Genomic DNA, 24,520 nt, shown 5'->3' with positions numbered 1-24,520 from the left:
CATCTCCTTGCCGTTGTGCGTGAAGCTCGCGTGAGCGTCGTCACACGACGCGCGCGTATCGTCGCCGGTTCGATGGCGATCCACCTCAGGGGGAAGGCGGGATGGTGACTCACACGATGCAGGTACTCGACGGCCCGTCCGTCGAGGCAGCCGCGCGGGCGGACGATGCGATGCGGATGATGCTCTCCGCGCTGCAGGCCGTCGCCCAGGGCGACTTCACAGTGGAACTGCCCGGCCACTGGGACGGTCTGGAAGGCCGGCTCGCCGACGCCTTCAACACCGTGGTGCGCAGCAACCGCGAACTGGCGCTGGAGCTGGCCCGGGTCGGCGAGAAGGTCGGCCGCGAGGGCCTGACCCGGCAGCGCATCAGCCTGCCCAACCGCCACGGCTGCTGGGGCGACATGGAAGGCTCGGTCAACGACCTGGTCGACGACCTGGTGCGCCCGGTCGCGACCATCACCGAGGCGATCGCAGGCGTCGCCAAGGGCGACCTCACCCGCAGCGTGCCGCTGGAAGCGGACGGCCGCCCGCTGCAGGGCGAGTTCCTGCGTTCGGCGACGATCGTCAACCGCATGATCGAGCAGATGGGCGAGTTCAGCTCCGAGGTCACCCGCGTGGCGCTCGAGGTCGGCACTGGCGGGCGCCTGGGCGGCCAGGCCCAGGTGGCGGGCGTGTCGGGCGTGTGGAAAGAGCTGACCGACTCGGTCAACCAGATGGCCTCCAACCTCACCGCCCAGGTACGCAACATCTCCGAGGTCACCATCGCGGTCGCCAACGGCGACCTCTCGCGCAAGATCACCGTGGACGTGCGCGGCGAGATCCTGCAGCTCAAGGAAGCCATCAACACGATGGTCGACCAGCTGCGCGGCTTCGCCTCGGAAGTCACGCGGGTGGCGCGCGAGGTCGGTACCGAAGGCAAGCTCGGCGGACAGGCCATCGTGCCCGGCGTGGCCGGCACCTGGAAGGACCTGACCGACTCGGTCAACGCGATGGCGTCCAATCTCACCAGCCAGGTGCGCAACATCGCCGAGGTCACCACGGCGGTGGCCAAGGGCGACCTGTCGCGCAAGATCACGGTGGACGTGCGTGGCGAGATCGCCGAGCTCAAGGACACCATCAACACGATGGTCGACCAGCTCAACGGCTTCGCCGCGGAAGTCACCCGCGTGGCGCGCGAGGTCGGCACCGAGGGCAAGCTCGGCGGACAGGCGCAGGTGCCCGATGTCGCCGGCACCTGGAAGGACCTGACCGACCACGTCAACTCGATGGCGTCCAACCTGACCAGCCAGGTGCGCAACATCGCCGAGGTGACGACCGCGGTGGCGCGCGGCGACCTGTCGCGCAAGATCACGGTGGACGTGCGCGGCGAGATCGCCGAACTCAAGGACACCATCAACGTGATGGTGGACCAGCTCAACAGCTTCGCCGCCGAAGTCACCCGCGTGGCGCGCGAGGTCGGCACCGAGGGCAAGCTCGGCGGGCAGGCGCAGGTGCCGGGCGTGGACGGCACCTGGGCCGACCTGACCGACTCGGTCAACGCGATGGCGTCCAACCTCACCAGCCAGGTGCGCAACATCGCCGAGGTCACCACCGCGGTGGCCAGGGGCGACCTGTCGCGCAAGATCGCGGTGGATGCGCAGGGCGAGATCCTGCAGCTCAAGGACACCATCAACACGATGGTCGACCAGCTCAACGGCTTCGCCGCGGAAGTCACCCGCGTGGCGCGCGAGGTCGGCACCGAGGGCGAACTCGGTGGGCAGGCGCAGGTGCCCGGCGTGGCTGGCACCTGGAAGGACCTGACCGACAACGTCAACTCGATGGCGTCCAACCTGACCACCCAGGTGCGCAACATCGCCGAGGTCACCACCGCCGTGGCGCGCGGCGACCTCTCGCGCAAGATCGCGGTCGATGCGCAGGGCGAGATCCTGCAGCTCAAGAACACCATCAACACGATGGTCGACCAGCTCAACGGCTTCGCCGCGGAGGTCACGCGCGTGGCGCGCGAGGTGGGCACCGAGGGCAAGCTCGGCGGACAGGCGCAGGTGCCCGGCGTGGCCGGCACCTGGAAGGACCTGACCGACAACGTCAACTCGATGGCCACCAACCTCACCACCCAGGTGCGCAACATCGCCGAAGTGGCGACTTCCGTGGCCAAGGGCGACCTGTCGCGCAAGATCGCGGTCGATGCGCAGGGCGAGATCGCGCAGCTCAAGGACACCCTCAACACGATGGTGGACCAGCTCAACGGCTTCGCCGCGGAGGTCACGCGCGTGGCGCGCGAGGTCGGCACCGAGGGCAAGCTCGGCGGACAGGCGCAGGTGCCCGGCGTGGCCGGCACCTGGAAGGACCTGACCGACAACGTCAACTCGATGGCCACCAACCTCACCGCCCAGGTGCGCGGCATCGCCAAGGTGGTGACCGCGGTGGCGACCGGCGACCTGCAGCAGAAGCTGACGGTGGAGGCCAAGGGCGAAATCGCCGAACTGGCCGACACCATCAACGGCATGACCGACACGCTGGCCATCTTCGCCGACCAGGTGACGACGGTCGCGCGCGAGGTCGGCGTCGAGGGCCGGCTGGGCGGCCAGGCCAAGGTGCCCGGCACCGCCGGCATCTGGAAGGACCTCACCGCCAACGTCAACCAGCTCGCCGCCAACCTCACCACCCAGGTGCGCGCCATCGCCGAGGTCGCCACCGCGGTGACCCAGGGCGACCTCACCCGCTCGATCACGGTCGATGTCCGCGGCGAACTCGCCGATCTCAAGGACAACATGAACCTGATGATCGGCACCCTGCGCGCGACCACCGAGAGCAACAGCGAACAGGACTGGCTGAAGACCAACCTGGCCAAGTTCAGCGGCATGATGCAGGGCCAGCGAGACCTGCAGACGCTGGGGCAGATGCTGCTGTCCGAACTCGCGCCGCTGGTCGGCGCGCAGCAGGGCCTGATCTACGTGGTCGAGGCCGACGACGCCAGCCCGCGCGCGCGGCTGCGGCAGCTGGCGCGCTATGCCGATGCGTCCGGCACGCCGCAGTCCGGCACCCTCGCCTTCGGCGAGGGCCTGGTCGGGCAATGCGCGGCCGAAGGCCGCCTGATCCTGGTCGACGACGTGCCCCCCGGATCGGTGCAGATCCAGTCGGGCCTGCTGAGCGCGGTGCCGCGCGCGGTGATCGTGCTGCCGGTGCTGTTCGAGAGGCAGGTCAAGGCGGTGCTGGAGCTGGCTTCGCTGTCGGGATTCACCCCGTCGCAGCGGATCTTCCTCGAGCAGCTGTCGGGCAGCATCGGCATCGTGCTCAACACCATCGAATCGACCATGCGCACCGAGCGCCTGCTGGCGCAATCGCAGCAGCTGGCGGTCGAACTGCAGGCGCAGCAGGACGAACTGCAGCAGACCAACGAGGAGATCGCGCTCAAGGCGCAGCTGCTGGCCGAGCAGAAGGCCGAGGTGGAACAGAAGAACCAGCAGATCGAGCACGCGCGCCACGAACTGGAGGAAAAGGCCGCCGAACTCGCGCTCACCTCGCGCTACAAGTCCGAGTTCCTGGCCAACATGTCGCACGAGCTGCGCACGCCGCTCAACTCGATCCTGATCCTCGGCCAGCAGCTGGCCGAGAACCCGGACGCCAACCTCAGCGGTCGCCAGGTCGAATTCGCCAAGACCATCCACGCCGCCGGCACCGACCTGCTCAACCTGATCAGCGACATCCTCGACCTGTCCAAGATCGAATCGGGCACGGTCACCGTCGAGATCGAGCCGGTCCGCTTCGGCCATCTGCGCGACAACCTCATGCGGGCCTTCCGCCACGAGGCCGAGCGCCGCGATCTGGAGTTCACCATCGAGCTCGACCCCGGGTTGGAGCCGGCGCTCAGCACCGACCCCAAGCGGCTGCAGCAGATCCTCAAGAACCTGCTCTCCAACGCGTTCAAGTTCACCCCGAAGGGCAGCGTGCGCATGCGCGCGTTCAACGCCAGCTCCGGATGGTCGCCGGACAACGCCAGCCTGCGCGAGGCCGGCGCGGTGATCGCGCTGGAGGTCAGCGACAGCGGTATCGGGATCTCCGCGGACAAGCAGCGGATCGTCTTCGAGGCGTTCCAGCAGGCCGACGCGGGCACCTCGCGCCAGTACGGCGGCACCGGCCTCGGGCTCGCGATCAGCCGTGAGATCGCGGGGCTGCTCGGCGGCGAACTGCAGCTGCGCAGCGAACCCGGCGTCGGCAGCACGTTCACCCTGTACCTGCCGCTGCACTATGCGGGCGGCGACCGCACCGCCGCGCGGCGGTTGCCCTCACCGCACGCCGCCGCCGGCGCCGCCCCGGAGCAGGCCCGGGTCGAGCCGGCCTCGGTGGAGGACGACCGCGACCTGGTGCCCGACGATGCACCGGTACTGCTGCTGGTGGAGGACGACGTCCGCTTCGCCGGCGTGCTGCGCGACCTCGCACGCGCGCAGGGTTTCCGGGTGCTGGTGGCGACCAGCGGCGCCGAGGCCCTGCAGCTGGTGCACACCTGCGCGCCCACCGCCATCTGCCTGGACATCTTCCTGCCCGACATGCTGGGCTGGACGCTGCTGGCCCGGCTCAAGCAGGACGCGGCCACGCGCCATATCCCGGTGCAGATCCTCACGGTCGAGGAAGGCCGCCACCAGAGCCTGGAGCGCGGCGCGTTCGCCTTCCTCGCCAAGCCCTCGACCAGCGCCGAGATCGGCGCCTCGCTGCAGCGGATGCGCGACTACGCACTGCCGCGGATCAAGCGCCTGCTGGTGGTCGAGGACGATGCGCGCGAGCGGATGGGTATCGAGCTGCTCATCGCCCACGACGACGTCGCCATCGACACCGTCGACACGGGCGCGGCCGCGCTGGACGCACTCGCGACCGGGAGCTACGACTGCGCGGTGATCGACCTGCGGTTGCCGGACATGAGCGGATTCGACCTCCTCGACCGCATCCAGGAGCAACCCGCCCTGCGCGCCCTGCCGATCGTGGTGTTCACCGGCAAGGAACTCAGCGCCGAGGAATCGGCGCGACTGCGGCACACCGCCAAGAGCGTGGTGGTGAAGGACGTCGAATCCCCCGAGCGCCTGCTCGACGAGACCGCGCTGTTCCTGCACCGCGTGATCGCCCACCTGCCGCCGGCCAAGCGGCGCATGGTCGAGCGCCTGCACGCCTCCGACGAGTCGCTCGCGGGCAAGCGGGTGCTGGTGGTGGACGACGACATCCGCAACGTCTTCGCGATGTCCAGCGTACTGGAGCGGCGCGGCATGCACGTGATCTCGGCCGCCAGCGGCCAGGAGGCGATCGACAAGGTCGCCGGCGACGAGACGATCGCCGCCGTGCTGATGGACATCATGATGCCGGGAATGGATGGCTACGAAACCATGCGCGCCATCCGCCGGCTGCCTGGATCGCAGGCACTGCCCATCATCGCGGTCACCGCCAAGGCGATGAAGGGCGATCGCGAGAAATGCCTGGAGGCCGGCGCCTCGGACTACCTGGCCAAGCCGGTGATGACCGACGAACTGCTGGGGGTGCTGCGGCAATGGCTGCATCGCTGAACGAAGCGGTGCCCAGGATGGCGTCCGACGACAGCGCTTCGGCGCAGGTCGCCGCGCCCGTGCGGATCCTGCTGGTCGACGACCAGCCCGCGCGACTGCTGACCTACCAGGCGATCCTCGATCCACTGGGCGAATGCCTGGTGCAGGCCCGGTCCGGCCCCGAAGCGCTCCGGTGCCTGATGCAGCACGACTACGCGCTGATCCTGCTCGACGTGAACATGCCCGGCATGGATGGCTTCGAAACCGCCAGCCTGATCCACGGCCATCCGCGCCACGAGAACACCCCGATCATCTTCGTCACCGCGGTCAACCTGTCGGACATGGACCGGTTGCAGGGCTACAAGCTCGGCGCGGTGGACTATGTGATGGTCCCGGTGATTCCCGAGATCCTGCGCAGCAAGGTCGAGGTGCTGGTGGAGCTGTACCGCAAGCGCCGCGAGCTGCAGCTGCTCAATGCCAGCCTCGCCGCGCGCAACCAGGAGCTGCAGCGCGAGAAGGCGCGCGAGCTCGAGGCACTGAACGAATCGCTGCGCCTGGCCAACGAGGCCCTGGCCAGCCGCAACGCGGAACTGCAGACCGAGGTCGCCGAGCGCGCACGCGCCGAAGAGCGGCTGCGCGGCGTCGACCAGCGCAAGAACGTGTTCCTCGCCACCCTGGCGCACGAGTTGCGCAATCCGCTGGCGCCGCTGCAGAACGCGCTCAGCATCCGTCGCCTGCAGACGGCCGACGACGACCCGCTGCAGGACACCATGGAGCGCCAACTGGCCCTGCTGGTGCGGATGATCGACGACCTGCTGGACATCGCCCGTATCAGCCAGGGCAAGCTGACCCTGCGGCCCTCCGAGGCTGCGCTCGCCGGCGTGCTGGACGCGGCCGTGGAGATCGCCCGTCCGTGGCTGGACGGCGGCGGGCACGATTTCAGCCTGCGCCTGCCCGCCAGCGACCTGGTGCTCTGCGCCGACCAGGCCCGGCTGGCGCAGGTGTTCGCCAACCTGCTCAACAACGCGGCCAAGTACTCCGACCCGGGCAGCCGGATCGAACTGGAGGCGATGCTGGACGAGGCCCGCGACGAGGTGGTGGTGAGCGTGCACGACAACGGCATCGGCCTGGCTGGCGATTCCCTGCAAGAGATCTTCGAGATGTTCCGCCAGGTCGACACCACGATCGAGCGTTCGCATGGCGGACTGGGCATCGGCCTGACCCTGGTGCAGAAGATCACCGAAATGCACGACGGCCGGGTCGAGGTGGAAAGCGCGGGCCTGGGCCATGGCTGCACGTTCCGCGTGCGCCTGCCGCGGCGCCGCGCCGTCGTGACCGATGCCGCCGCAGCGCCTGCGCAGCACGCGATCGGCGACGCGGGCAACGGCGCGAGCCGCGTGCTGGTGGTCGACGACAACCGCGACGCCGCCGACACCCTGGCGCTGATGGTGCGCATGCTCGGGCACGAGGTGGTGCAGCTCTACGACCCCGAACAGGTCGAGGCCGAAGTCGAGCGCTTCGCGCCGGACCTGGTGTTCCTCGACGTGGGCATGCCCGGGCGCAGCGGCTACGACATCGCCCGTGCATTGCGCTCGCGGCACGGCCCCGGGGCGCTGGCCATCGTCGCCGTCACCGGCTGGGGCCACGCCGAGGACCGCAACCGCACCCGCGACGCCGGTTTCGACGAACACCTGGTCAAGCCGCCGCAGCTCGACGCGATCCGGCGCCTGTGCGCGGGCGCCGGCAAACGGGGCGCGGAGCGGTGAGCGAACCGCTGGCGAACGCCTGGATCGATCGCGTCGCGCACGACCTGCGCGGCCCGCTGTCGCCGATGCAGACGGCAGTCTACCTGCTGCGCGAACCCGCGATCGACGATGCCCAGCGCGACGAGCTGCTCGCCGTGCTGGAGCGCCAGATCAAGCGCCTGAGCGACATGATCGGCGAGTTCAGCGACTTCGGCCTGGGCGAAGCCGGGCGCCTGGTCGCACGCTGCGAGGCGGTCGACATCGCCTCGCTGGTTGCCGACCTGACCGCCAGCCTGCGGGCCTGTCCGCCGCGGGTCACGCTGGATGCGGCCGTCCGCGGGCTCCAGGTCGAGGGCGACGTGCTGCGGCTCGCGCAACTGTTCCGCATCCTGCTCGGCATGCAGCTCGCGCGAGGCCAGGCGGCCGCGGTACAGGCCCGGCTGGAAGCGTCGGACGGGCATCTGCGCATGCGCTGCGCCTTGCCCTGCACGGGCGCCTCCGATGCCCTGGCCGAGCTGCTGCTGGCGGCGCCGCACCCGGACCCGCCGGACGACACGCTCGGCTTCGGGCTGGTGATCGCCGGGGCGATCGCGACCGCGCACGGCGGTAGCCTGCGCGGCCACGCCAGCGGTCCCGACACCCTGGAATTCGTGCTCGAACTGCCCTGTGCCGCGCCGCCCGGCCTCGCGCCGGAACCGGGCTAGGCAGGCGCGCGGCGGGTCGGCGCCGCGGCCGCGGTCAGCGCTTGCGGCGCACGTAGAGCACCAGCGAGTGCTCGTCGAGGATGCAGTCGTTCTCGCTGGCGATCTTGTTGAGCAGGCTCACGATCTCCGGGCTCTCGAATTCGGTGATCTGGCCGCTGCTCATGTCGACCATGTGGTAGTGGTGGTCGCCCCGGTCGAGCTCGTACAGGGCGTGCCCGCCCTCGAAGTTGTGCTTGGTCACCAGGCCCGCGGCCTCGAACTGCGTCAGCACCCTGTACACGGTCGCCAGCCCGATCTCGTCGCCCTGCTCCAGCAGTTGGCGATAGATGTCCTCCGCGGTCATGTGCTGGCGCGGGTTCTTCTGCTCGAGCAGTTGCAGGATGCGCATGCGCGGGTGCGTGACCTTCAGCCCGGCCTTGCGCAGTTCGGTCGATTCCATGGAGCCTCCGTTCACAGCCGATTTAGCGCCAGCCGTGTGGACGCCGGCCTCGGTGCGCCGGGGAGTGTATCATCGCGGGCTTCACAGACCGGCTCCGCAGGCCCCACCTCCATGCCCATGTCACGCCTCCTGTTCGTCGTCCTGGTCGCCCTCGGCACGGCCGGCTGCGGCATCCTCTACAAGCAGCCGATCTACCAGGGCAACCTGATCGAGAAGTCCGCCGTCGAACAGCTGCAGGTCGGCATGGACAAGCAGCAGGTCGTGACCCTGCTGGGCACGCCGTCGATCGCCGATCCGTTCCACCATCAGCGCTGGGACTACACCGCCACCGAACGCACCAACCGTCGCGGCCAGACCGAGGTGAAGAACCTCACGCTGTGGTTCGAGAACGATGCACTGGCGCGCTGGGACGGCGAGTATTTCGCCGAACAGGACAAGGAACTGTCCGAGCGCATGCGCCGCTTCGGCAACCTGCCCAAGGAAAAGGGCAACCAGCGCCGCCGCTGAGGTGTCGGCCCCGGTCTGGCGGCTGCCGGGCGGCGCCGGACTGGATCCGGTCGCACGCCCCCACCCCGCCTCGCCTCCAGACGCGCGCATTGGCGCCACTGCCCAGCGCCGTGCGCCTCAGCCCCGATCGCGTCGCGCCGCCTGACCCTGCGCGCGACGCCGCCGGTTGTCCTTGGGGTCGGCCAGCAGCGGACCCAGCAGTTCCAGCCGGTCTCCTTCGCGCAGCGGCGTCTCCGTGCCGACCCGTTCGCCATGGACCGCATATCCGGCCAGGCCGTCGCGCGGAAGGCCAGTGCGCGCGAGCGCGTCGGCCACGGTCGCGCCCGGCGGCAGATCCAGGTCTTCGGCCTGGAAACGCCCGGTCCAGGCGCGGATCAGCTGCACCCGCACGCTCAGGCTTCCGCGTCGGCCACGCGCACGAAGTCGTCGACCATGCGGTCGGCCAGGCCGCGCAGGCCCAGCGAGAGCACCGGCAGCATCAGGCTGCTCTGCGGCTCGAAGTCGAGCGACAGCGAGACCTTGCTGGCGTTCTCGTCCAGCGCATGGAACTGCCAGCGCCCATGCAGGCGCCGGAACGGGCCGTCGCGCAGCTCCATCTCGATGTGGTGCGGAGGCGACAGGGTGTTCTCGGTGGTGAACCAGGTCCGGAAGCCGCCGATGCCCAGTTCCAGCCGCGCCAGCACCCGCGACTCGCCGGCCTCGATGATCCGCGCGTCCTCGCACCAACCGAAGCGGCGCGGGTAGGCGGCGATGTCGTTGACCAGCTCGAACATGCGATTGACTGAATGTTCCACCAGGGCGCTGCGTTGGATCGTGGGCATGGCTCGCGCGGGTGACCTGCTTCGGGGACAATGGCGGAATGGGCAAGAAGAGCGGCAAGGATAAGGCAAACGGCGACCGGACCATCGCGCTGAACCGGCGCGCGCGCCACGATTACCAGCTCGACCAGCGCTTCGAGGCGGGAATGGCGCTGCAGGGCTGGGAGCTCAAGGCGATTCGCGCCGGCCGCGCGAACATCGGCGAAAGCTACGCGATGGTGCGCGATGGCGAGCTGTTCCTGTACGGCGCGCAGATCACGCCGCTGATCCAGGCCTCGACCCATGTCGTCGCCGACGCCAAGCGCAGCCGCAAGCTGCTGCTGCACCGGCGCGAGATCGACAACCTGATCGGCCGCGTGCAGCGCGACGGCTACACCCTCGTGCCCACCGCGATGTACTGGAAGGGCAACAAGGTCAAGCTCGAGATCGCGCTGGCCAAGGGCAAGCAGAGCCACGACAAGCGCCAGGCCTCCAAGGACCGCGACTGGGACCGCGATCGCCAGCGGGTGATGCGCGCCCACAACAAGGACGCCTGACCCCGGCTCGCGCGCTGCGTGCGGCATGCCGCCGCATGGGGGCCGTGGCGAATCCAGGTGCCGGCCGTGTCGCGCCTTCAAGCCGATGCACCACCTGCATCCAGGCAGCGCCCAGCGCGGCCTGTCGGCACCATGCCTGCGGCGCGGCGCCCGCGCTCACTCCCCCACGGTTTCCGCGGGCACGACGGCCTCGGCCGGCAGGGTGAAGCGGAAGGTGGCGCCCTCCCCCACGCAGCCCTCCGCGCGGATGCTGCCGCCATGCCGTTCGACGATGCGCTTGACCGTGGCCAGCCCGATGCCGTGTCCTTCGTACTCGTCCGCGCCGTGCAGTCGCTGGAATGGCCGGAACAGCTTCGAGGCGTAGGCCGGTTCGAAGCCTGCGCCGTTGTCGCGCACCAGGAAAGCGGCCTTGCCATCGGCCGCGGCGCCGGCTTCGGTATCCCGGCAGAAGCGGATGCGCGCCGGCGAACGGCCGGCAGTGAACTTCCAGGCATTGCCCAGCAGGTTCTGCAGCAGGTTGCGCAACAGCGCCGGATCGCCGCCGGCCACCAGGCCCGGCTCGATCTCCACCTCCACCTCGCGCCCGGGTTCGTCCTGGCGCAGTTCGGCCACCACCTCGGCGGCAAGGGCGCTCATGTCGACCGCGGCATGGCGCAGCGGATCGCGGGTGATCCGCGACATCTTCAGCAGCGCGTCGATCAGCGCGTCCATGCGGTTGGCCGCGTTGCGCACCCGCGACAGGTAGTCCAGCGCCTCGGGTCCCATGCCGGCGGAGAAGCGCTCGCCGAGCAGGCGGCTGAAACCCTCGACGGTGCGCAATGGCGCACGCAGGTCGTGCGAGACGCTGTAGGCGAACGATTCCAGCTCGCGGTTGGCCAGGGTCAGTTCGTGCGTGCGCTGTTCCACGCGGGCCTCGAGCGTGCGGTTGAGCAGGCGCACCGCGCGCTCGGCGCGCAGCCGGTCGGTAGCGTCGTCCACCTGCGCCAGCATGGCCACGTCGCTGCCGATGTCGCCCGGCACCGGCGACAGCACCACCTGGACCAGGCGGATGTCGCCGTCGCTGCGCCGCAGCTGCAGGGTCGCCTGCGACGCGGTGCTGGCGGCCAGCCCGGCTTCGACCTCGGGGTCGAGGAACTGCGCCGAGAACCGCGTCCCGGGCAGCGTGCCGGGCGCCGCGCCCAGGATCCTCGCCAGCGCGGGATTGGCCTCGACGATGCGGCCTTCGCCGTCGAGCAGCGCGATGCCGGTGCCCGAATACAGCATGGCGTTGCGCAGGCGTTGCTCGCTGCGCCGGTAGGATTCGCTCATCGTCTCGGCCAGGCGTTCGGCGCGCGTCTGGGTGTGGGCCAGCGCCAGCACCACCGCGAACAGCAGCAGCGACAGCACCGTGCCTCCGCCCAGTACCGCCTCGCGGTCGGAGAGCTGGCGCCTGGCATCGGCGGCGGCACGCGGCTGGAAATCGATGCGCCACTGCCGGCCGTACAGTGCGAACGTGGCGCTGTGTTCCAGCCCGTCGGCATCGGCCCGCTCGACGAAGGCCGCGTCCTGGTGGAGCGGACGCCCGCCGTCGACATCCCCGCCCAGGTCGACGATGCGGATGGCCTGCCCGCTGCGATACGGTTCCAGCGCGCTGTCCACGAACGACCGGGCATTGAACGGCGCGTATACCCAGCCCGAGATCGCCGTGCGCCGCGCGGCGACGTTGGCCGGCTGGATGCCGTTGGCGTATACCGGCGCGAGCATCAGCAGCCCGTCGCGGTGGTCGTCGCCGTCCTGCAGCAGCGACACGGGTGCGCTGAGCTGCACCTCGCCGCTGTCGCGCGCCGCCGCCATCGCCCTGTGGCGATGGGCCTCGGAGAACATGTCGAACCCGTTCGCATCCCGGTTGGGCAGCGTCTGCGGTTCGAGCAGCAGGATCGGGCCGTAGATCTCGCGCGCACCCTGCGGCCGGATCTGGAACAGCCCGTGGCCCTCGTCGCGCATCGCCAGCTGCAGCGCTTCCAGGTCGGCGCGGCGCAGGTAGGGCACGTAGCCCAGGCCCATCATCCCCTTGAACTGGTGCTCGATGTCGAGGCCGCCGACGTAGTCGCGCCACTGCCGCTGGGTGGGCCGCGCCACCGACCAGTACAGCGACACGCCACCGCGCAGCGCCAGTTCGTAGTGGAGCAGGCGCTGGCGCAGCTGCGCAGCGATCTCATTGCTGTCTGCGACGAACCGGGTCCGCAGCGCGGCGTCCTCGCGCGCGCCGGCCAGTCCCGCGTAATGCCAGACGATCAGCAGCGAGCCGATCAGGGTGAGCACCGCCAGCACGTAGCCGCGGCGCACCCGCGGACGGCTACGCGCGGTCGATCCGGTGGAATCCGGCATGGCCTGCGACATCCGCACAGCATACCGGCAAGCCTGAACGCCCGGCTCGACTGCGGCGCGGGCACCTTGCACGGGATCGGACCGCCCCTATACTGGTCCGGTCAAGCGTGATCGACGCTCCCGGGGGTGCACTGGCTTCGACGGGGGTCGCGAAATCACTTGGTGCATGCCGAGGGGGCAGCTTTCCTCGTTAATCCAGCGGCAAACTCTAGTTGCCAACGACGACAACTACGCTCTCGCCGCTTAAGGCGTAAGCCCCGAACCCACTTGTGCCCGTACTCGTGGATGTAGGGTCATTATTACGGGAATCCAGCCGAGGTGGCCGCCTGTCTGCCCCGGTTGAACTCACAGGCTGGTCCCGGGATGCGCTTCGCACACCGTGCTGTTCCGGGACGAGATCCAACGGTGGGCTAAGCATGTAGTACTGGGGATGGAGTGCCTTCGGACGCGGGTTCAATTCCCGCCACCTCCACCATATACGGCCGGAATCCTTCGGGATTCCGGCTTTTTTTTGCTCCCCGTTACACCGCTCTGCGGTGCTCGAAGCGCCACGGCCTGCCGTCCTCTGCCCGCTCCAACGCAAACGGGGCCGCACCAGGCGGCCCCGCTCCCGCGTTTGCTGCCGCCGGTCAGCCCTGCAGCGGCACGATCCGGATCTCGACGCGGCGGTTGAGTCCGCGCCCCTGCTCGGTGCTGTTGTCGGCGACCGGGAAGCGGTAGCCGAAGCCGGCGACCTCGAAGCGTTCGCGCTGCAGGCCCTGGCCGATCAGGTAGCTGGCCACGTTCTGGGCGCGCTGCTCGGAGATGCGCTGGTTCACCGCCTCGCCACCGACGTTGTCGGTGTGGCCGCTGACCTCGACGATGGTCTGGTTGTACTCGCGCAGCGTGCTGGCCACGTTGTTGAGCGCCGGATAGAACTGCGGCTTGAGCTCGGTGCGGTTGAAATCGAAGGTCACGCCATCGGGCAGGTTGAGCTTGATGGTGTCGCCCTCGCGGTCGACCTGGATACCGGTGCCGGCGGTCTGGCGACGCAGCTCGGCTTCCTGGCGGTCCTGGTAGGCGCCCACAGCGCCGCCGGCCAGGCCACCGACGCCGGCACCAACCATGGCGCGCTGGCGACGCTCGGTGGCGTCGCCGCCGCTGAGCAGGCCGGCGACCGCGCCGATGCCGGCGCCGATCAGGGCATTGTTACGGGTGCGGTTGGGATCGTCCGGGGCAGTGGTCTGGCCGGTGTAGGTGGCGCAGCCGGCAAGCATCGAGCCTGCGAGGACGGCCGAAATGGCGATCGCGGTCTTGTGGCGCATGGTGGCGGTCTCCTGCGGGCAGCTGTGCCCCGCGTCATGAATGGGACGCCAGCAAAGCACGCACTCCGCCAACGGCCGGTGACGGGACGCACACCCGGACCCGCCGCGGCACCCTTCCGTTCAGGAACCCGGATGGCGGGTCGATCAGGCCCGACGCTCCGGCATGGCCGGCTATGCGCTGGTCGCCCCGCGCAGGTTGCGGTAGGCGTCCAGCGCCTGCTGCCGCCCGGCGGCCAGGTCGACCACCGGCCGCGCCAGATAGCCAGGGGCCAACTGCCTCGCTCGGGCCCCGTCGAGCCAGGGCGCATGCCGCAGCGGCAGCGGCAGCGGCGCCAGCTCGGGGAGCCAGCGCGCCACGTAATGGCCATCGGGATCGAACTTGCGCGCCTGCGTCACCGGGTTGAACACGCGGAAGTACGGCGCCGCGTCCGCGCCGGTGCCGGCCACCCACTGCCAGCCCAGGCTGTTGCTGGCCAGGTCCGCGTCCACCAGGGTTTCATGGAACCAGCGCGCGCCCTCGCGCCAGTGCTGGCGCATGTGCTTGCACAGCCAGCTGCCCACGATCATGCGCACGCGGTTGTGCATCCAGCCGGTGCGCCACAGCTCGCGCATGCCCGCGTCGACGATCGGCACGCCGGTGCGCCCGCTGCGCCAGGCGTCCAGCAGGCGCTGGTCCGGCCTGGCCCAGGCGAAGGCGTCGAAGCGGCGGTCGAAGTTGTGTTCGGGGCTGTCCGGGAAGTGGTGCAGCAGATGATGGGCGAACTCGCGCCAGCCCAGCTGGCGGAGGAAGGCCTCAATGTCGGCGTCCAGTGCCGCGCTGCGCCGCGCCTCGAGTGCGGCGGCGATGCGCCATGGCGCGATCTCGCCGAAATGCAGGTGCGGCGACAGGCGCGAACTGCCGACGCGATCGGGCCGCTCGCGCTGTTCGCGGTAGCCATGCAGCGCGCCGTCGAGGAAGACCTCCAGCGCTTCGCGCGCCCCGGACTCGCCGGGCGTCCAGTGCTCCCAGAAGCCGGCGTCCCAGCCGCGCGGAGGCGCCAGCCGCAGCACCTCGAGCCGGATGCCGTCCGGATCGCCCTCCAGGTCGGGCAGCTCGTCGGGCGCGGACCAGGGCGGGGTCGTGCGCCAGTCGGCCAGCGCCGTGCGCCAGAATGGCGTGAACACGCGGTACGGCCCGCCCTGGCGGGTGGCCAGCGTCCAGGGCTCGAACAGCAGCGAGCCGTTGAAGCTCTCCGCATGCAGGCCCTGCGCGCGCAGCGCACGCTTGATCGCCGCGTCGCGGCGCTCGATCGCCGGCTCGTAGCGCCGCGTCCAGTACACGGCCTCGGCGTCGCAGGCTGCCGCGATCGTGCCCAGCAGTTCCAGGCTGGGACCGCTGAAGATCCGCAGGCGCGAACCGCGCGTGCGCAGGCTGGCGTCGAGCGCGGCCAGCGAACGCTGTCGCCAGGCGTTGGACGCAGCGCCCGGGCGCCAGGCGCCCTCCTCCTCCGGCGCGTGGATGTACACGCACACCGGGACCTGCCCCGCGTCCAGCGCGGCGCGCAGCGCAGGCTGGTCGTCCAGCCGCAGGTCGTTGCGGAACCACACCAGCGCATTGGCCATCGTCGCGGTTCCTGTCTTGCCGGGCTCAGCCGGCGTCGTGCGCGCCGCCGCGGTATTCGCGCGGGATGCGTTCGTTGAGCTGCACCAGAATCTCGTAGGGGATCGTGCCGGCGGTGTGAGCCACTTCTTCCACCGTGATCGCCTCCGCGCCCTGCCCGCCCACCAGCACCACCTCGTCCTCGTTCCAGGCGCTGTGCATGCCGATGTCGACCATGAACTGGTCCATGCACACACGGCCGGCCAGCCGGTGCCGGCGCCCGCGCACCAGCACCTCGCCGCGCGAGGACAGCGCACGTGGCCAGCCGTCGCCATAGCCGACCGGCACCGTGACCACGCGCGTGTCCTGGGCCGCGGTCCAGCTGGCGCCGTAGCCGACGGTGCTGCCTTCACGCACCACCTTGAAGTACACCACCTGCGAGACCAGCGACAGCGCCGGGCGCACGGCCACCACGGGGCGCGAGGCCGGATCGGGCAGCACGCCGTAGAGCAGGATGCCGGGCCGCACCATGTCCAGGTGGGTGGCCGGGAAATGCAGCACCCCGCCCGAGTTGGCCAGGTGCCGGACCGGCATCGGCGCGTCCAGGCGTTCGAAATGCGTGCAGGCCTCCAGGAAGCGCTCCAGCTGCTGCATCGTCATCGGCGCAGCGGGATCGTCGGCGCAGGCCAGGTGCGAGTACACGCCGACCACATCGCACCATCGCGAACCCACCGCCGCCTCGATGAAGGCGCCGGCCGATCCGGCGTGCACGCCGATCCGCTCCATGCCCGTGTCGATCTTCAGGTGCACGCGCGCACGCCGCCCCAGCGCCGCCGCCGCGTCCTCCACCTGGCGCAGCTTGGACAGCGAGGACACGGTGAGTTGCAGGTCGTGGCGGATGAACTGCGCCACCTGCGGTCCGAAGATCCCGCCCATCACCAGGATCGGCACGTCGATCCCGGCCTCGCGCAGGGCGATGCCTTCCTCCACGAAGGCCACGCCGAAGCTACCGGCGCCGCTGGCCTGCAGGTGGCGGGCCACCGGCACCAGGCCGTGGCCATAGGCGTTGGCCTTGACGATGGGCATCACCGGCACGCGCACATGCGCCGCGATCGCGCGCAGGTTGGCGGCGAGGGCGTCCAGGTCAACCAGGATGCGACTGGGCCTGCCGCTCGCGGCGGGCGACGGCAGGTGGCCCGGCCCCGCGGCGGGCGCCCGCTGGGCCGTGGCGGTGGGCGTGGACATGCGTGCATGATAGCCGCGGCCCGTGGCGCGACGGGCCGCCCCGACGCCGGTGTCGCCGGGGCATCGGTCTCGCGTCGCGCGCGTTGTCGGGGGAGTCGACACCATGGAGCAGAGCACGGTCCGCATCGAGGCATCCGCGACGCGGGTGCTACTGTTCGACGAAGTCTATCCGGCGCGCGCCGCCCAGGAGCAGGCCGACAAGAGCCGGCTCAACGCGTTCGGCACGCTGGCGCGGCTCAATCCGCTCAACCGCCCCAAGGCCGACACGGTGCAGCTGGCCAAGTCGGAGCTGCGCTATGAGCCGTTCTGGCACGTCGAGGCGCGTCGCGAGGTCGACTTCATCCACGACGCGACCTACCAGGTGCCGGTCGCCAACCCGCATGCGCAGCGATTGCTGGTCGCTGGCCAGGAGCTTCCGGTGCAGTCGCCGGACCGCAAACCGTGGATCGAGCTGCCGGTGCGCGAGGCTTGCCTGCGCCGGATCGAGGCCACCGTGTTCCAGGACGGGATGAAGCGCGACACGCGCGCCGGCGCGCTGCAGCGCTACGTGGAGAAGTACCGGGCCATCGAGCAGGACCAGCTGGACCGCGACGGCCTGCTGCGGCCGCTGCTGTCCTCGGCGGCGGCCACGCAGATGGCGCTGTCACGACTGGCTTCGGAGGCGATCGACGCCACCGAGATCCGCGACGACACGATCACGATCGGCAAGCTGCACCTGTACTACCGGCCGGTGTTCGCCTTCGAATACGCCTGGACCACCGCCGGCAAGGTCGGCGTGGTCGAGGTGGACGGGTTGACCGGCGACGTGGTCGAGAGCGGCCAGTGGTTCCGCGACAAGCTGGGCGCGGCCATGACCCGCGACCTGCTGGTGGACATCGGCGCCGACGCGATCTCGATGGCCATCCCGGGCGGCTCGATCGCGGTCAAGGTGATCAACCGCCTGGTGTGACCCCCGGCCGGTCACGCACTCGCCCTGCAAGCTTGATCGGTCGCCCGCGATGGCGCTCGGCGCGAGCCTGCCCATGCCACGCTGCACCGCACCCGAACCTTGGGGTCCAGGGTTTGCGCAGCGCCCTGCAACCGCTATGCTTCGGACCCGAACTCAGGAAGAGGTCGCGATCATGCAAGGATGCGCGCAGTGGCGGTTCGCCGCGTGGTGCCTGGCCCTCGGACTGGGCGCGCACGCGCCAGCCTCCGCGGAGACGAGCGCCCGCTTCATCGATGGTGCCGCGCTGGACATCGCCCCCCGGCAGTTGGAACGGCCACTATGAACTGCCGGGCGTCTACTGCCTGCGTTTTCCGGTACCGGAAGAGGCAAGGCGTTGCGTCAGCGCATTGTTCAACGGCAACAGCACCGCGCTCGCGCGGGTCGAATACGCGTCCGGGCTGGAAATGTACGTGGTCAGTTCCACCATGCCCGCCGGACTGACCAGCGAACAGAACCACGTCCGGCAGATCGAAGGCGCGCGCGCGGCCGACGCGGCACTTTCCGATGCGCTGTACCGGTTCAGCGTGGTGGACTCGGCCATGGGGCCGGTCATGCGCAAGCACCTGGTGAACGCCGCGGCGCGCGGCCCGCAGGATCTGGATCCATTCCCGATCACGATCGCATTCCACGACCTGGACGCTACCCGACACCATTCGATCGCGGAACTCCGCGAGTTCTCGCGATGGCCCGACCGCTACGAGGTGGCGGTCCATGCGCCGGTCCCCGACCCCACCAACGCCCGCCAGATCGAGCTGGTCAGACAGATCGCGGCGTCCTTCGCCGACGGGCTCATGCAATCCCTGCAGGACTGTACGGGGGCGCTGCCTGCGCGCGTCCCGGGTGCGACACCGGATTGAGCGCCATCCGCCCCGCCTACTCGAAGCTGCCCACCGAATCGTGCGCGAGGTTGTCGAAGCGCGTGTACTCGCCGAAGAACTTGAGCTTCACCGACCCGGTCGGCCCGCTGCGCTGCTTGCCGATGATGATCTCGGCCAGGCCCTTGTCCGGCGAGTTTTCCTTGTTGTAGTAATCGTCGCGGTAGATGAACACGATGATGTCCGCGTCCTGCTCGATGGCGCCCGACTCGCGCAGGTCGGCCATCACCGGGCGCTTGTCGGTGCGGGTTTCCAGCGAGCGGTTGAGCTGCGACAGCGCGATCACCGGCACGTTGAGTTCCTTGGCCAGGCCCTTGAGCGAGCGCGAGATCTCAGAGATCTCGGTGGCGCGGTTCTCGCTGTTGCCGGGGACCGCCATCAGCTGCAGGTAGTCGATCACGATCAGGCCGAGGTCGTGCTCGCGCTTGAGCCGGCGCGACTTCGCGCGCAGCACGTCGGGCGACAGGCCGGGCGTGTCGTCGATGAAGATCTTGGTTTCCTTGATCATCCGGATCGCGCTGGTCACCCGGCTCCAGTCCTCGTCCTCGAGCTGGCCGGTGCGCAGGCGCGTGGCGTTGATCCGTCCGTTCGACGAAATCAGGCGCAGCGCGAGCTGGCTGGCCGACATTTCCATCGAGAACACCGCCACCGCCTTCTTGGTCTTGATCGCCGCGTACTCGGCGATGTTGAGCGCGAAGGTGGTCTTGCCCATGGCCGGGCGCGCGGCCAGGATGATCAGGTCGGTCGGCTGCAGGCCGGCCGTCATCATGTCGAACTCGGTGTAGCCGGTGGGCAGGCCGGTGATGCCGCCGCCGTTGGCATGCCGCGTCTGCAGCACGTCGAAGGCCTCGGCCATGGCCTTGTTGATCGGGGTGAAATCCTGGCGCCCGCGCGAGCCGGCCTCGGCGATTGCGAACACCTGCTGCTCGGCCTTGGCCAGGATCTCGGCGCTCTCGCGGCCGTCCGGCTGGAAGCCGTCGTTGACGATGTCGGTGCCGATCTCGATCAGCTGGCGCAGCACCGCCTTGTCGCGCACGATTTCGGCATAAGCCTTGATGTTGGCCGCCGAGGGCGTGGTGCTCGCCAGCTCGACCAGGTAGGCGCCACCGGCGACCTGCTCGGACAGGCCGTTGGATTCGAACCACTCGCCCAGGGTCACCGCGTCGAAGGGCTTGTCCTTCTCCGCCAGTTCGCGGATCGCGCGGTAGATCAGCTGGTGGTCGCGGCGGTAGAAGTCCTTGTCGTTGAGCAGGTCGGCGACGCGGTCGTAGGCGTCCGGCGCCAGCATCAGGCCGCCGAGCACCGCCTGTTCGGCCTCCACCGACTGCGGCGGCACGCGCAGCTGGTCGATGCGGGGTTCGCTGCGGTTGTCCTGGCGGAAGCCGGGGCGTGCGGACATCGGACGATTCACTCCTGGCGACGGACCGGGTCGTCGCCGCAGCGACGTTCCCGACCGGTCATCCTAGCGGTCGCGGCTGTGGGTACGCGACGGAACAAGCTGTGGATAAGAAGGTTATCCGCCGGCGCCGTCTCGGCGCCTGCGATTTCGGCAGGGAGCCGCGGTCGCCCCCGGCGGCCTGGCCGCTGGAGAGCACCCCGTCCGACGACCGAGCGCGCGGCAGGCGCCTGTGCCTGGCGTGGGCGAAGCCCGCGACTGGCCGGCATGCACGGCGACCCGCCCGAGCGACGGAAGGAACCGGACGTCCAAAACAGGACAGGCGCCTCGCGGCGCCTGTCCATGGTCCAGCCCTGCGGTGAAGCGATCAGGCCGCTTCCGGCTCGATGATCACCTTGACCGTGGTTTCCGCATCGGCGTGCAGGTGGATCACCACGTCGAACTCGCCGGTGTTGCGCAGCGGGCCTTCGCCCAGCACGACTTCCGACTTGCCGACCTCGGTCACCGTCTTGCTCAGCGCCTCGGCGATGTCGCGCGGGCCGACCGAGCCGTACAGCTTGCCCTCGGTGGAAGCGTTGGCGTAGATCGTGACGCTGGCGCCCTCGAGCTTGGCCAGGCGCGACTGGGCCTCGTCGGCGATGGACTTGGCCTTGGCTTCGTACTCGGCGCGGCGCGCCTCGAACTCGGCCAGGTTGGCGGCGGTGGCCGGCACGGCCTTGCCCTGGGGCACCAGGAAGTTGCGGCCGTAGCCCGGCTTGACGCTGACCTTGTCGCCCAGGTTGCCGAGGTTGGTCACGCGCTGCAGGAGGATCAGTTCCATTTCATTGCTCCGTATTCGTTAGCGGCGCAGGCGCGCCGCAACGGTTGCTGTCCGAATCGGACGGATGCCGGTCGCGGAAACGCCCGTGGGCGCCCCGCGTGGCCGGTCAGACGTTGTGGTTGTCGGTGTACGGGATCAGCGCGAGGAAACGCGCGCGCTTGACCGCGAGCGCCAGCTGGCGCTGGTAGCGCGACTTGGTGCCGGTGATGCGGCTCGGCACGATCTTGCCGTTCTCGGTGAGGTTCTGGCGCAGGGTGTTGAGATCCTTGTAGTCGATCTCCTTGACACCCTCGGCGGTGAACTTGCAGAACTTGCGGCGGCGGAAGAACTTGGACATGGGTGTGCTCCTCAGGCGGCTTCGGTCGGTTCGGTCGGCTCGGCCGTGTCGGCCTTGCTGCCTTCGCCGTCGGTGGACGTGGTCTCGTCGTCATCGCGGCGGCGACGATCCGAACGCTCGGGGCGGTCGGGACGGTCCGGCTTCTCGTCCTTGTTCTTCATGATCAGCGACTGCTCGGTGTCGGCTTCGTCGCGGCGCATCACCAGGTGGCGCAGGATGGCGTCGTTGAAGCGGAAGCCCTCGACGAGCTCGGTGAGCACGTCCTGGCCGGCTTCGATGTTGAGCAGCACGTAGTGGGCCTTGACCAGGTTGTTGATCGGGTAGGCCAGCTGGCGGCGCCCCCAGTCTTCCAGGCGGTGGATCTTGCCTTCGCCGTTCTCGATCAGCGTCTTGTAACGCTCGATCATCGCCGGCACCTGCTCGCTCTGGTCCGGATGGACCAGGAACACGATTTCGTAATGACGCATGGGTTGTCCTTTCGGGTATTCGGGCGCCCTCGCGGGCCCCGGACAGCTCCCGGCGCCCGGAATGGACGCGGTGGAGCAAGGTCCCTGCAGCTGCGGGCCGCAGGGAGCCGCGCATTATGGAGGATCAATGGCTTGCGGGCAAGTTGGCCGCGGGCGGCGCGCGGATCCTGGCCAGGCCCTGGCCATCGGAAGCCGGATTCGCCCTGCCCGATGTGAAGGGCGTCGCGTCGGACTTGCGCGGCTGTCACCCGTCTCCACTGCGGGACGGCCGCGCCGGGCGCGCCGGCTCAGGCGGCGCGGTCGGCGTCGGTGGTGAAGCTCTCGCCGCAGCCGCACTCGGCCGCCGCGCGCGGATTGGCGAAGACGAACTCGTGGTTCAGGCCCTTGCGCACGAAGTCGATGGTGGTGCCGTCGACCATCGGCTGGCTGCTGGCGTCGACGTAGATGCGCACGCCGTCCTGCTCGCTGACGCTGTCGCCCTCGCGCGACTCCTGCGCAAGCTCGACCTCGTATCCCCAGCCCGAGCAGCCGGTCTTCCTGACGCCGAAACGCAGCCCGAGTGCATCCGGACTGGCGGCGAGGAACTGGCGGACGCGTTCGAGGGCGGCGGGGGTGAGCTGGATCGACATGACCGGATTCTAGCGCGGGGTGGCTGAAGAAGGCCTTTTTGGAGGCCGGTGCCGCTGTAAACTGTGCGTTCCGATATCGGCCCCATCTCCCCAGGATTCAAGGCATGACGGTTTCCAGCGTCGAACACGCGCTCGCGGGCAGGATTCCCGCCGGCGGCGAAGTCACGGTCCGCGGCTGGGTGCGTACCCGGCGCGATTCCAAGGCCGGGCTGAGCTTCGTCAATGTCAGCGACGGGTCCTGCTTCGCGCCGATCCAGGTGGTGGCGCCCGAAACGCTGGGCAACTACGAATCCGAGGTCAAGCGCCTCACCGCCGGCTGCTCGGTGGTCGCCACCGGCACCCTGGTCGCCTCGCAGGGCCAGGGACAGAGCTTCGAGATCCAGGCCGAGTCGATCGAGGTCGTGGGCTGGGTCGAAGACCCGGAAACCTATCCGATCCAGCCCAAGGCGCATTCGCTGGAGTTCCTGCGCGAGGTCGCCCACCTGCGCCCGCGCACCAACCTGTTCGGTGCGGTCACCCGCATCCGCCACTGCCTGGCGCAGGCGGCGCATCGCTACTTCCACCAGCACGGCTATTACTGGATCAACACGCCGGTCATCACCACCTCCGACGCCGAGGGCGCCGGGCAGATGTTCCGCGTCTCGACCCTGGACCTGGCCAACCTGCCGCGCGACGGCAAGGGCGCGGTCGATTTCTCGCGCGACTTCTTCGGCAAGGAAGTGTTCCTGTCGGTGTCGGGCCAGCTCAACGTCGAGGCGTTCGCGCTTGCGATGAGCAAGGTCTATACCTTCGGCCCGACCTTCCGCGCCGAGAACAGCCACACCACGCGCCACCTGGCCGAGTTCTGGATGATCGAACCGGAGATCGCCTTCGCCGACCTGGCCGAGGACGCGCGCGTCGCCGAGGACTTCCTCAAGTACCTGTTCCGCGCGGTGCTCGACGAACGCGGCGACGACATGGCCTTCATCGCCGAGCGCGTGCAGAAGGACGCGATCACCCGGCTGGAATCCTTCATCAACGCGCCGTTCGAACGCATCGAATACAGCGATGCGGTGGCGCTGCTGCAGAAGTCCGGGCAGAAGTTCGACTTCCCGGTCGAGTGGGGCCTGGACCTGCAGACCGAGCACGAGCGCTGGCTGACCGAACAGCACGTCGGCCGCCCGGTGGTGGTGACCAACTACCCGGAGCACATCAAGGCCTTCTACATGCGCCTGAACGACGACGGCAGGACCGTCGCCGCGATGGACGTGCTGGCGCCGGGCATCGGCGAGATCATCGGCGGCAGCCAGCGCGAGGAGCGCCTGGACGTGCTCGACGCGCGCATGGACCAGTTCGGCCTGGACCGCGAGCACTACGCCTGGTACCGCGATTTCCGCCGCTACGGCACGGTGCCGCACGCCGGTTTCGGGCTCGGCTTCGAGCGCCTGATCGTGTACGTGTGCGGGCTGTCCAACATCCGCGACGCCATCCCCTACCCGCGTGCGCCGGGCAACGCCGAATACTGATGATCCTCTTCCTGGCCCTGTGTTTCGTCGGCATCGCCATCGGCGGGATCACCGCGTTCGTGATCTTCTGGCCGCTGTCGCTGGTGCACCTGCGCGACCGCCATCCCGAGGTGCGCGCCTCGCTCGGCGAAAGCGCGTTCCTGGCCCCCGGCGCGCTGCGCTGGCTGCTGGCCGGGCGCTACCGCTCCGTGCCCGATGCGCAGTTCACCGGGCTGGCGACGCCCGCGCGGGTCGCCGCGTTCGTGATCCTGGGCGCGCTGGGCATGTCGGTGCTGCTGTGGCTGTGGTCGGTGGCGCTGCGATGAGCACGGAGGTGGCGCACGTGGACGAACAGTGGTGGCTGGCCTCGCTGGGCCGCACCGTGGTGTGGGCGCGGCTGCGCGTGCGCGAGGCGGGCACCGCCGAGGTGTTCGACAGCGACGGCAATACGCTCGTCTACGACAGCGAGGACACCGCCCGCGCGATGCTGATGGACGCCGACTTCGTCGCCTTCGACGGGCTGGACGAGGAGGATGCGCTGGGGCGCGGCTTCTCGCTCGCCGAACTCGCGCCGCCCGCCGGCGCAGACGAGGCCTCGATGCGCCCGCGCATGGTGCAGTCGCTCGGCGCGAAGGCCTGAGCGCCGGCGCGGCTTCGCCGCGCGCCACGGCCGGTGCCTGCGTCGTGATGCACTTGGCGCCCGGAAGCGCTTCCCTCGACCGGAATCGCGCGGCCTCCTGCCCTGCCCCCCT

22 protein-coding genes and 1 other RNA gene are annotated in these 24,520 nt (G+C 69.7%); 11 read left to right on the top strand and 12 right to left on the bottom strand.

Annotated features, from left to right (window positions below; translation table 11 throughout):
* Positions 1 to 101: 101 nt before the first annotated feature.
* The 3 genes from Q0863_RS04315 to Q0863_RS04305 are packed head-to-tail and all read left to right on the top strand — an operon-like array spanning position 102 to position 7,977.
* Positions 102 to 5,549: a HAMP domain-containing protein gene (locus Q0863_RS04315; RefSeq protein WP_298575410.1), complete on the top strand. Its 5,448-nt coding sequence runs from the start codon at positions 102 to 104 to the stop codon at positions 5,547 to 5,549.
* Positions 5,534 to 7,294: a response regulator gene (locus Q0863_RS04310; protein ID WP_298575407.1), complete on the top strand. Its 1,761-nt coding sequence runs from the start codon at positions 5,534 to 5,536 to the stop codon at positions 7,292 to 7,294. Before Q0863_RS04315 ends, Q0863_RS04310 begins: the two co-directional genes overlap by 16 nt.
* Positions 7,291 to 7,977: a histidine kinase dimerization/phospho-acceptor domain-containing protein gene (locus Q0863_RS04305; RefSeq protein WP_298575404.1), complete on the top strand. Its 687-nt coding sequence runs from the start codon at positions 7,291 to 7,293 to the stop codon at positions 7,975 to 7,977. The genes Q0863_RS04310 and Q0863_RS04305 overlap by 4 nt, the downstream gene beginning before the upstream one ends.
* Positions 7,978 to 8,011: 34 nt before the next feature.
* Here the strand turns inward: Q0863_RS04305 and fur are convergent, their stop codons facing one another.
* Positions 8,012 to 8,416, bottom strand: a complete 405-nt coding sequence (fur, locus tag Q0863_RS04300) for a ferric iron uptake transcriptional regulator (RefSeq protein ID WP_298575401.1) — start codon at positions 8,414 to 8,416, stop codon at positions 8,012 to 8,014.
* Between the two features lie 117 nt (positions 8,417 to 8,533).
* On the opposite strand from fur, the gene bamE reads away from it, so the two are divergent.
* The gene (gene bamE, locus Q0863_RS04295) at positions 8,534 to 8,923 is read left to right on the top strand and encodes an outer membrane protein assembly factor BamE (RefSeq protein WP_298575908.1); all 390 of its coding nucleotides are present in this window, start codon (positions 8,534 to 8,536) and stop codon (positions 8,921 to 8,923) included.
* A gap of 117 nt (positions 8,924 to 9,040) precedes the next feature.
* On the opposite strand, the gene Q0863_RS04290 is transcribed toward bamE, so the two are convergent.
* Together Q0863_RS04290 and Q0863_RS04285 are read right to left on the bottom strand one after the other, a co-directional pair.
* A complete protein-coding gene (locus Q0863_RS04290; RefSeq protein ID WP_298575397.1) occupies positions 9,041 to 9,313 on the bottom strand; it encodes an RnfH family protein in 273 nt (90 codons plus the stop codon).
* Positions 9,314 to 9,315: 2 nt separating this feature from the next.
* Positions 9,316 to 9,744, bottom strand: coding sequence for a type II toxin-antitoxin system RatA family toxin (locus tag Q0863_RS04285; protein WP_298575394.1), 429 nt, complete (start codon positions 9,742 to 9,744; stop codon positions 9,316 to 9,318).
* Between the two features lie 38 nt (positions 9,745 to 9,782).
* Here Q0863_RS04285 and smpB point away from each other — a divergent pair, with 38 nt between their 5' ends.
* Complete coding sequence (gene smpB, locus Q0863_RS04280; RefSeq protein WP_298575391.1) at positions 9,783 to 10,277, top strand: SsrA-binding protein SmpB; 495 nt, start codon at positions 9,783 to 9,785, stop codon at positions 10,275 to 10,277.
* A gap of 156 nt (positions 10,278 to 10,433) precedes the next feature.
* Here the strand turns inward: smpB and Q0863_RS04275 are convergent, their stop codons facing one another.
* Positions 10,434 to 12,644 (bottom strand): CHASE domain-containing protein, encoded by a 2,211-nt coding sequence (locus Q0863_RS04275; RefSeq protein WP_298575388.1) that lies wholly within the window; start codon positions 12,642 to 12,644, stop codon positions 10,434 to 10,436.
* A 122-nt stretch (positions 12,645 to 12,766) separates the two neighbouring features.
* On the opposite strand from Q0863_RS04275, the gene ssrA reads away from it, so the two are divergent.
* Positions 12,767 to 13,119, top strand: a transfer-messenger RNA (tmRNA) gene (gene ssrA / locus Q0863_RS04270).
* A 154-nt stretch (positions 13,120 to 13,273) separates the two neighbouring features.
* Here the strand turns inward: ssrA and Q0863_RS04265 are convergent.
* The 3 genes from Q0863_RS04265 to alr all read right to left on the bottom strand — a co-directional run bounded on the left by Q0863_RS04265 (position 13,274) and on the right by alr (position 16,772).
* A complete protein-coding gene (locus Q0863_RS04265) occupies positions 13,274 to 13,900 on the bottom strand; it encodes an OmpA family protein (RefSeq protein WP_298575905.1) in 627 nt (208 codons plus the stop codon).
* A gap of 219 nt (positions 13,901 to 14,119) precedes the next feature.
* On the bottom strand, positions 14,120 to 15,550 hold the full coding sequence (locus Q0863_RS04260) for a deoxyribodipyrimidine photo-lyase (RefSeq protein ID WP_298575386.1): 1,431 nt from the start codon (positions 15,548 to 15,550) through the stop codon (positions 14,120 to 14,122).
* A 25-nt stretch (positions 15,551 to 15,575) separates the two neighbouring features.
* Positions 15,576 to 16,772, bottom strand: a complete 1,197-nt coding sequence (alr, locus tag Q0863_RS04255) for an alanine racemase (protein ID WP_298575383.1) — start codon at positions 16,770 to 16,772, stop codon at positions 15,576 to 15,578.
* A gap of 103 nt (positions 16,773 to 16,875) precedes the next feature.
* Here alr and Q0863_RS04250 point away from each other — a divergent pair, with 103 nt between their 5' ends.
* Positions 16,876 to 17,721, top strand: coding sequence for a hypothetical protein (locus Q0863_RS04250; protein ID WP_298575380.1), 846 nt, complete (start codon positions 16,876 to 16,878; stop codon positions 17,719 to 17,721).
* Positions 17,722 to 17,993: 272 nt separating this feature from the next.
* Complete coding sequence (locus tag Q0863_RS04245; RefSeq protein ID WP_298575377.1) at positions 17,994 to 18,617, top strand: hypothetical protein; 624 nt, start codon at positions 17,994 to 17,996, stop codon at positions 18,615 to 18,617.
* 16 nt (positions 18,618 to 18,633) lie between these two features.
* Here Q0863_RS04245 and Q0863_RS04240 read toward each other — a convergent pair whose 3' ends face one another.
* From Q0863_RS04240 to Q0863_RS04220, 5 genes are all read right to left on the bottom strand, one after another.
* Positions 18,634 to 20,046: a replicative DNA helicase gene (locus Q0863_RS04240; RefSeq protein ID WP_298575374.1), complete on the bottom strand. Its 1,413-nt coding sequence runs from the start codon at positions 20,044 to 20,046 to the stop codon at positions 18,634 to 18,636.
* Between the two features lie 352 nt (positions 20,047 to 20,398).
* Positions 20,399 to 20,851, bottom strand: coding sequence for a 50S ribosomal protein L9 (gene rplI / locus Q0863_RS04235; RefSeq protein WP_298575372.1), 453 nt, complete (start codon positions 20,849 to 20,851; stop codon positions 20,399 to 20,401).
* Positions 20,852 to 20,957: 106 nt separating this feature from the next.
* Positions 20,958 to 21,188, bottom strand: a complete 231-nt coding sequence (rpsR, locus tag Q0863_RS04230) for a 30S ribosomal protein S18 (RefSeq protein ID WP_146385085.1) — start codon at positions 21,186 to 21,188, stop codon at positions 20,958 to 20,960.
* An 11-nt stretch (positions 21,189 to 21,199) separates the two neighbouring features.
* A complete protein-coding gene (gene rpsF / locus Q0863_RS04225; RefSeq protein ID WP_298575365.1) occupies positions 21,200 to 21,655 on the bottom strand; it encodes a 30S ribosomal protein S6 in 456 nt (151 codons plus the stop codon).
* A gap of 287 nt (positions 21,656 to 21,942) precedes the next feature.
* Positions 21,943 to 22,284, bottom strand: coding sequence for an iron-sulfur cluster assembly accessory protein (locus tag Q0863_RS04220; protein WP_298575363.1), 342 nt, complete (start codon positions 22,282 to 22,284; stop codon positions 21,943 to 21,945).
* 104 nt (positions 22,285 to 22,388) lie between these two features.
* Between Q0863_RS04220 and asnS the strand changes: the two genes are divergently transcribed.
* Genes asnS through Q0863_RS04205 form a run of 3 tightly spaced genes read left to right on the top strand, consistent with a single transcriptional unit; the run spans position 22,389 to position 24,408 of the window.
* A complete protein-coding gene (gene asnS, locus Q0863_RS04215) occupies positions 22,389 to 23,789 on the top strand; it encodes an asparagine--tRNA ligase (protein ID WP_298575360.1) in 1,401 nt (466 codons plus the stop codon).
* On the top strand, positions 23,789 to 24,094 hold the full coding sequence (locus tag Q0863_RS04210; protein WP_298575357.1) for a hypothetical protein: 306 nt from the start codon (positions 23,789 to 23,791) through the stop codon (positions 24,092 to 24,094). Before asnS ends, Q0863_RS04210 begins: the two co-directional genes overlap by 1 nt.
* Complete coding sequence (locus tag Q0863_RS04205; protein WP_298575354.1) at positions 24,091 to 24,408, top strand: hypothetical protein; 318 nt, start codon at positions 24,091 to 24,093, stop codon at positions 24,406 to 24,408. Before Q0863_RS04210 ends, Q0863_RS04205 begins: the two co-directional genes overlap by 4 nt.
* Positions 24,409 to 24,520 lie beyond the last annotated feature (112 nt).

The sequence above is a fragment of the uncultured Luteimonas sp. genome (assembly GCF_947492465.1).
In the GTDB taxonomy this organism is placed as follows: domain Bacteria; phylum Pseudomonadota; class Gammaproteobacteria; order Xanthomonadales; family Xanthomonadaceae; genus Luteimonas.
The sequence above is the reverse complement of the archived record's forward strand: the minus strand, read 5'-3'. Positions and strand labels throughout refer to the sequence as shown.

What these genes read in the sequence shown, in the direction of transcription:
- smpB (WP_298575391.1), top strand. Translation starts at nt 9,783, where the DNA reads ATGGGCAAGAAGAGCGGCAAGGATAAGGCAAACGGCGACCGGACCATC.
- Q0863_RS04265 (WP_298575905.1), bottom strand. Translation starts at nt 13,900, where the DNA reads ATGCTTGCCGGCTGCGCCACCTACACCGGCCAGACCACTGCCCCGGAC.
- asnS (WP_298575360.1), top strand. Translation starts at nt 22,389, where the DNA reads ATGACGGTTTCCAGCGTCGAACACGCGCTCGCGGGCAGGATTCCCGCC.
- rplI (WP_298575372.1), bottom strand. Translation starts at nt 20,851, where the DNA reads ATGGAACTGATCCTCCTGCAGCGCGTGACCAACCTCGGCAACCTGGGC.
- Q0863_RS04245 (WP_298575377.1), top strand. Translation starts at nt 17,994, where the DNA reads ATGGTGCCGCGCTGGACATCGCCCCCCGGCAGTTGGAACGGCCACTAT.
- Q0863_RS04250 (WP_298575380.1), top strand. Translation starts at nt 16,876, where the DNA reads ATGGAGCAGAGCACGGTCCGCATCGAGGCATCCGCGACGCGGGTGCTA.
- rpsF (WP_298575365.1), bottom strand. Translation starts at nt 21,655, where the DNA reads ATGCGTCATTACGAAATCGTGTTCCTGGTCCATCCGGACCAGAGCGAG.
- bamE (WP_298575908.1), top strand. Translation starts at nt 8,534, where the DNA reads ATGTCACGCCTCCTGTTCGTCGTCCTGGTCGCCCTCGGCACGGCCGGC.
- Q0863_RS04315 (WP_298575410.1), top strand. Translation starts at nt 102, where the DNA reads ATGGTGACTCACACGATGCAGGTACTCGACGGCCCGTCCGTCGAGGCA.
- Q0863_RS04220 (WP_298575363.1), bottom strand. Translation starts at nt 22,284, where the DNA reads ATGTCGATCCAGCTCACCCCCGCCGCCCTCGAACGCGTCCGCCAGTTC.
- Q0863_RS04275 (WP_298575388.1), bottom strand. Translation starts at nt 12,644, where the DNA reads ATGCCGGATTCCACCGGATCGACCGCGCGTAGCCGTCCGCGGGTGCGC.
- Q0863_RS04210 (WP_298575357.1), top strand. Translation starts at nt 23,789, where the DNA reads ATGATCCTCTTCCTGGCCCTGTGTTTCGTCGGCATCGCCATCGGCGGG.
- Q0863_RS04310 (WP_298575407.1), top strand. Translation starts at nt 5,534, where the DNA reads ATGGCTGCATCGCTGAACGAAGCGGTGCCCAGGATGGCGTCCGACGAC.
- Q0863_RS04285 (WP_298575394.1), bottom strand. Translation starts at nt 9,744, where the DNA reads ATGCCCACGATCCAACGCAGCGCCCTGGTGGAACATTCAGTCAATCGC.
- Q0863_RS04260 (WP_298575386.1), bottom strand. Translation starts at nt 15,550, where the DNA reads ATGGCCAATGCGCTGGTGTGGTTCCGCAACGACCTGCGGCTGGACGAC.
- Q0863_RS04205 (WP_298575354.1), top strand. Translation starts at nt 24,091, where the DNA reads ATGAGCACGGAGGTGGCGCACGTGGACGAACAGTGGTGGCTGGCCTCG.
- rpsR (WP_146385085.1), bottom strand. Translation starts at nt 21,188, where the DNA reads ATGTCCAAGTTCTTCCGCCGCCGCAAGTTCTGCAAGTTCACCGCCGAG.
- fur (WP_298575401.1), bottom strand. Translation starts at nt 8,416, where the DNA reads ATGGAATCGACCGAACTGCGCAAGGCCGGGCTGAAGGTCACGCACCCG.
- alr (WP_298575383.1), bottom strand. Translation starts at nt 16,772, where the DNA reads ATGTCCACGCCCACCGCCACGGCCCAGCGGGCGCCCGCCGCGGGGCCG.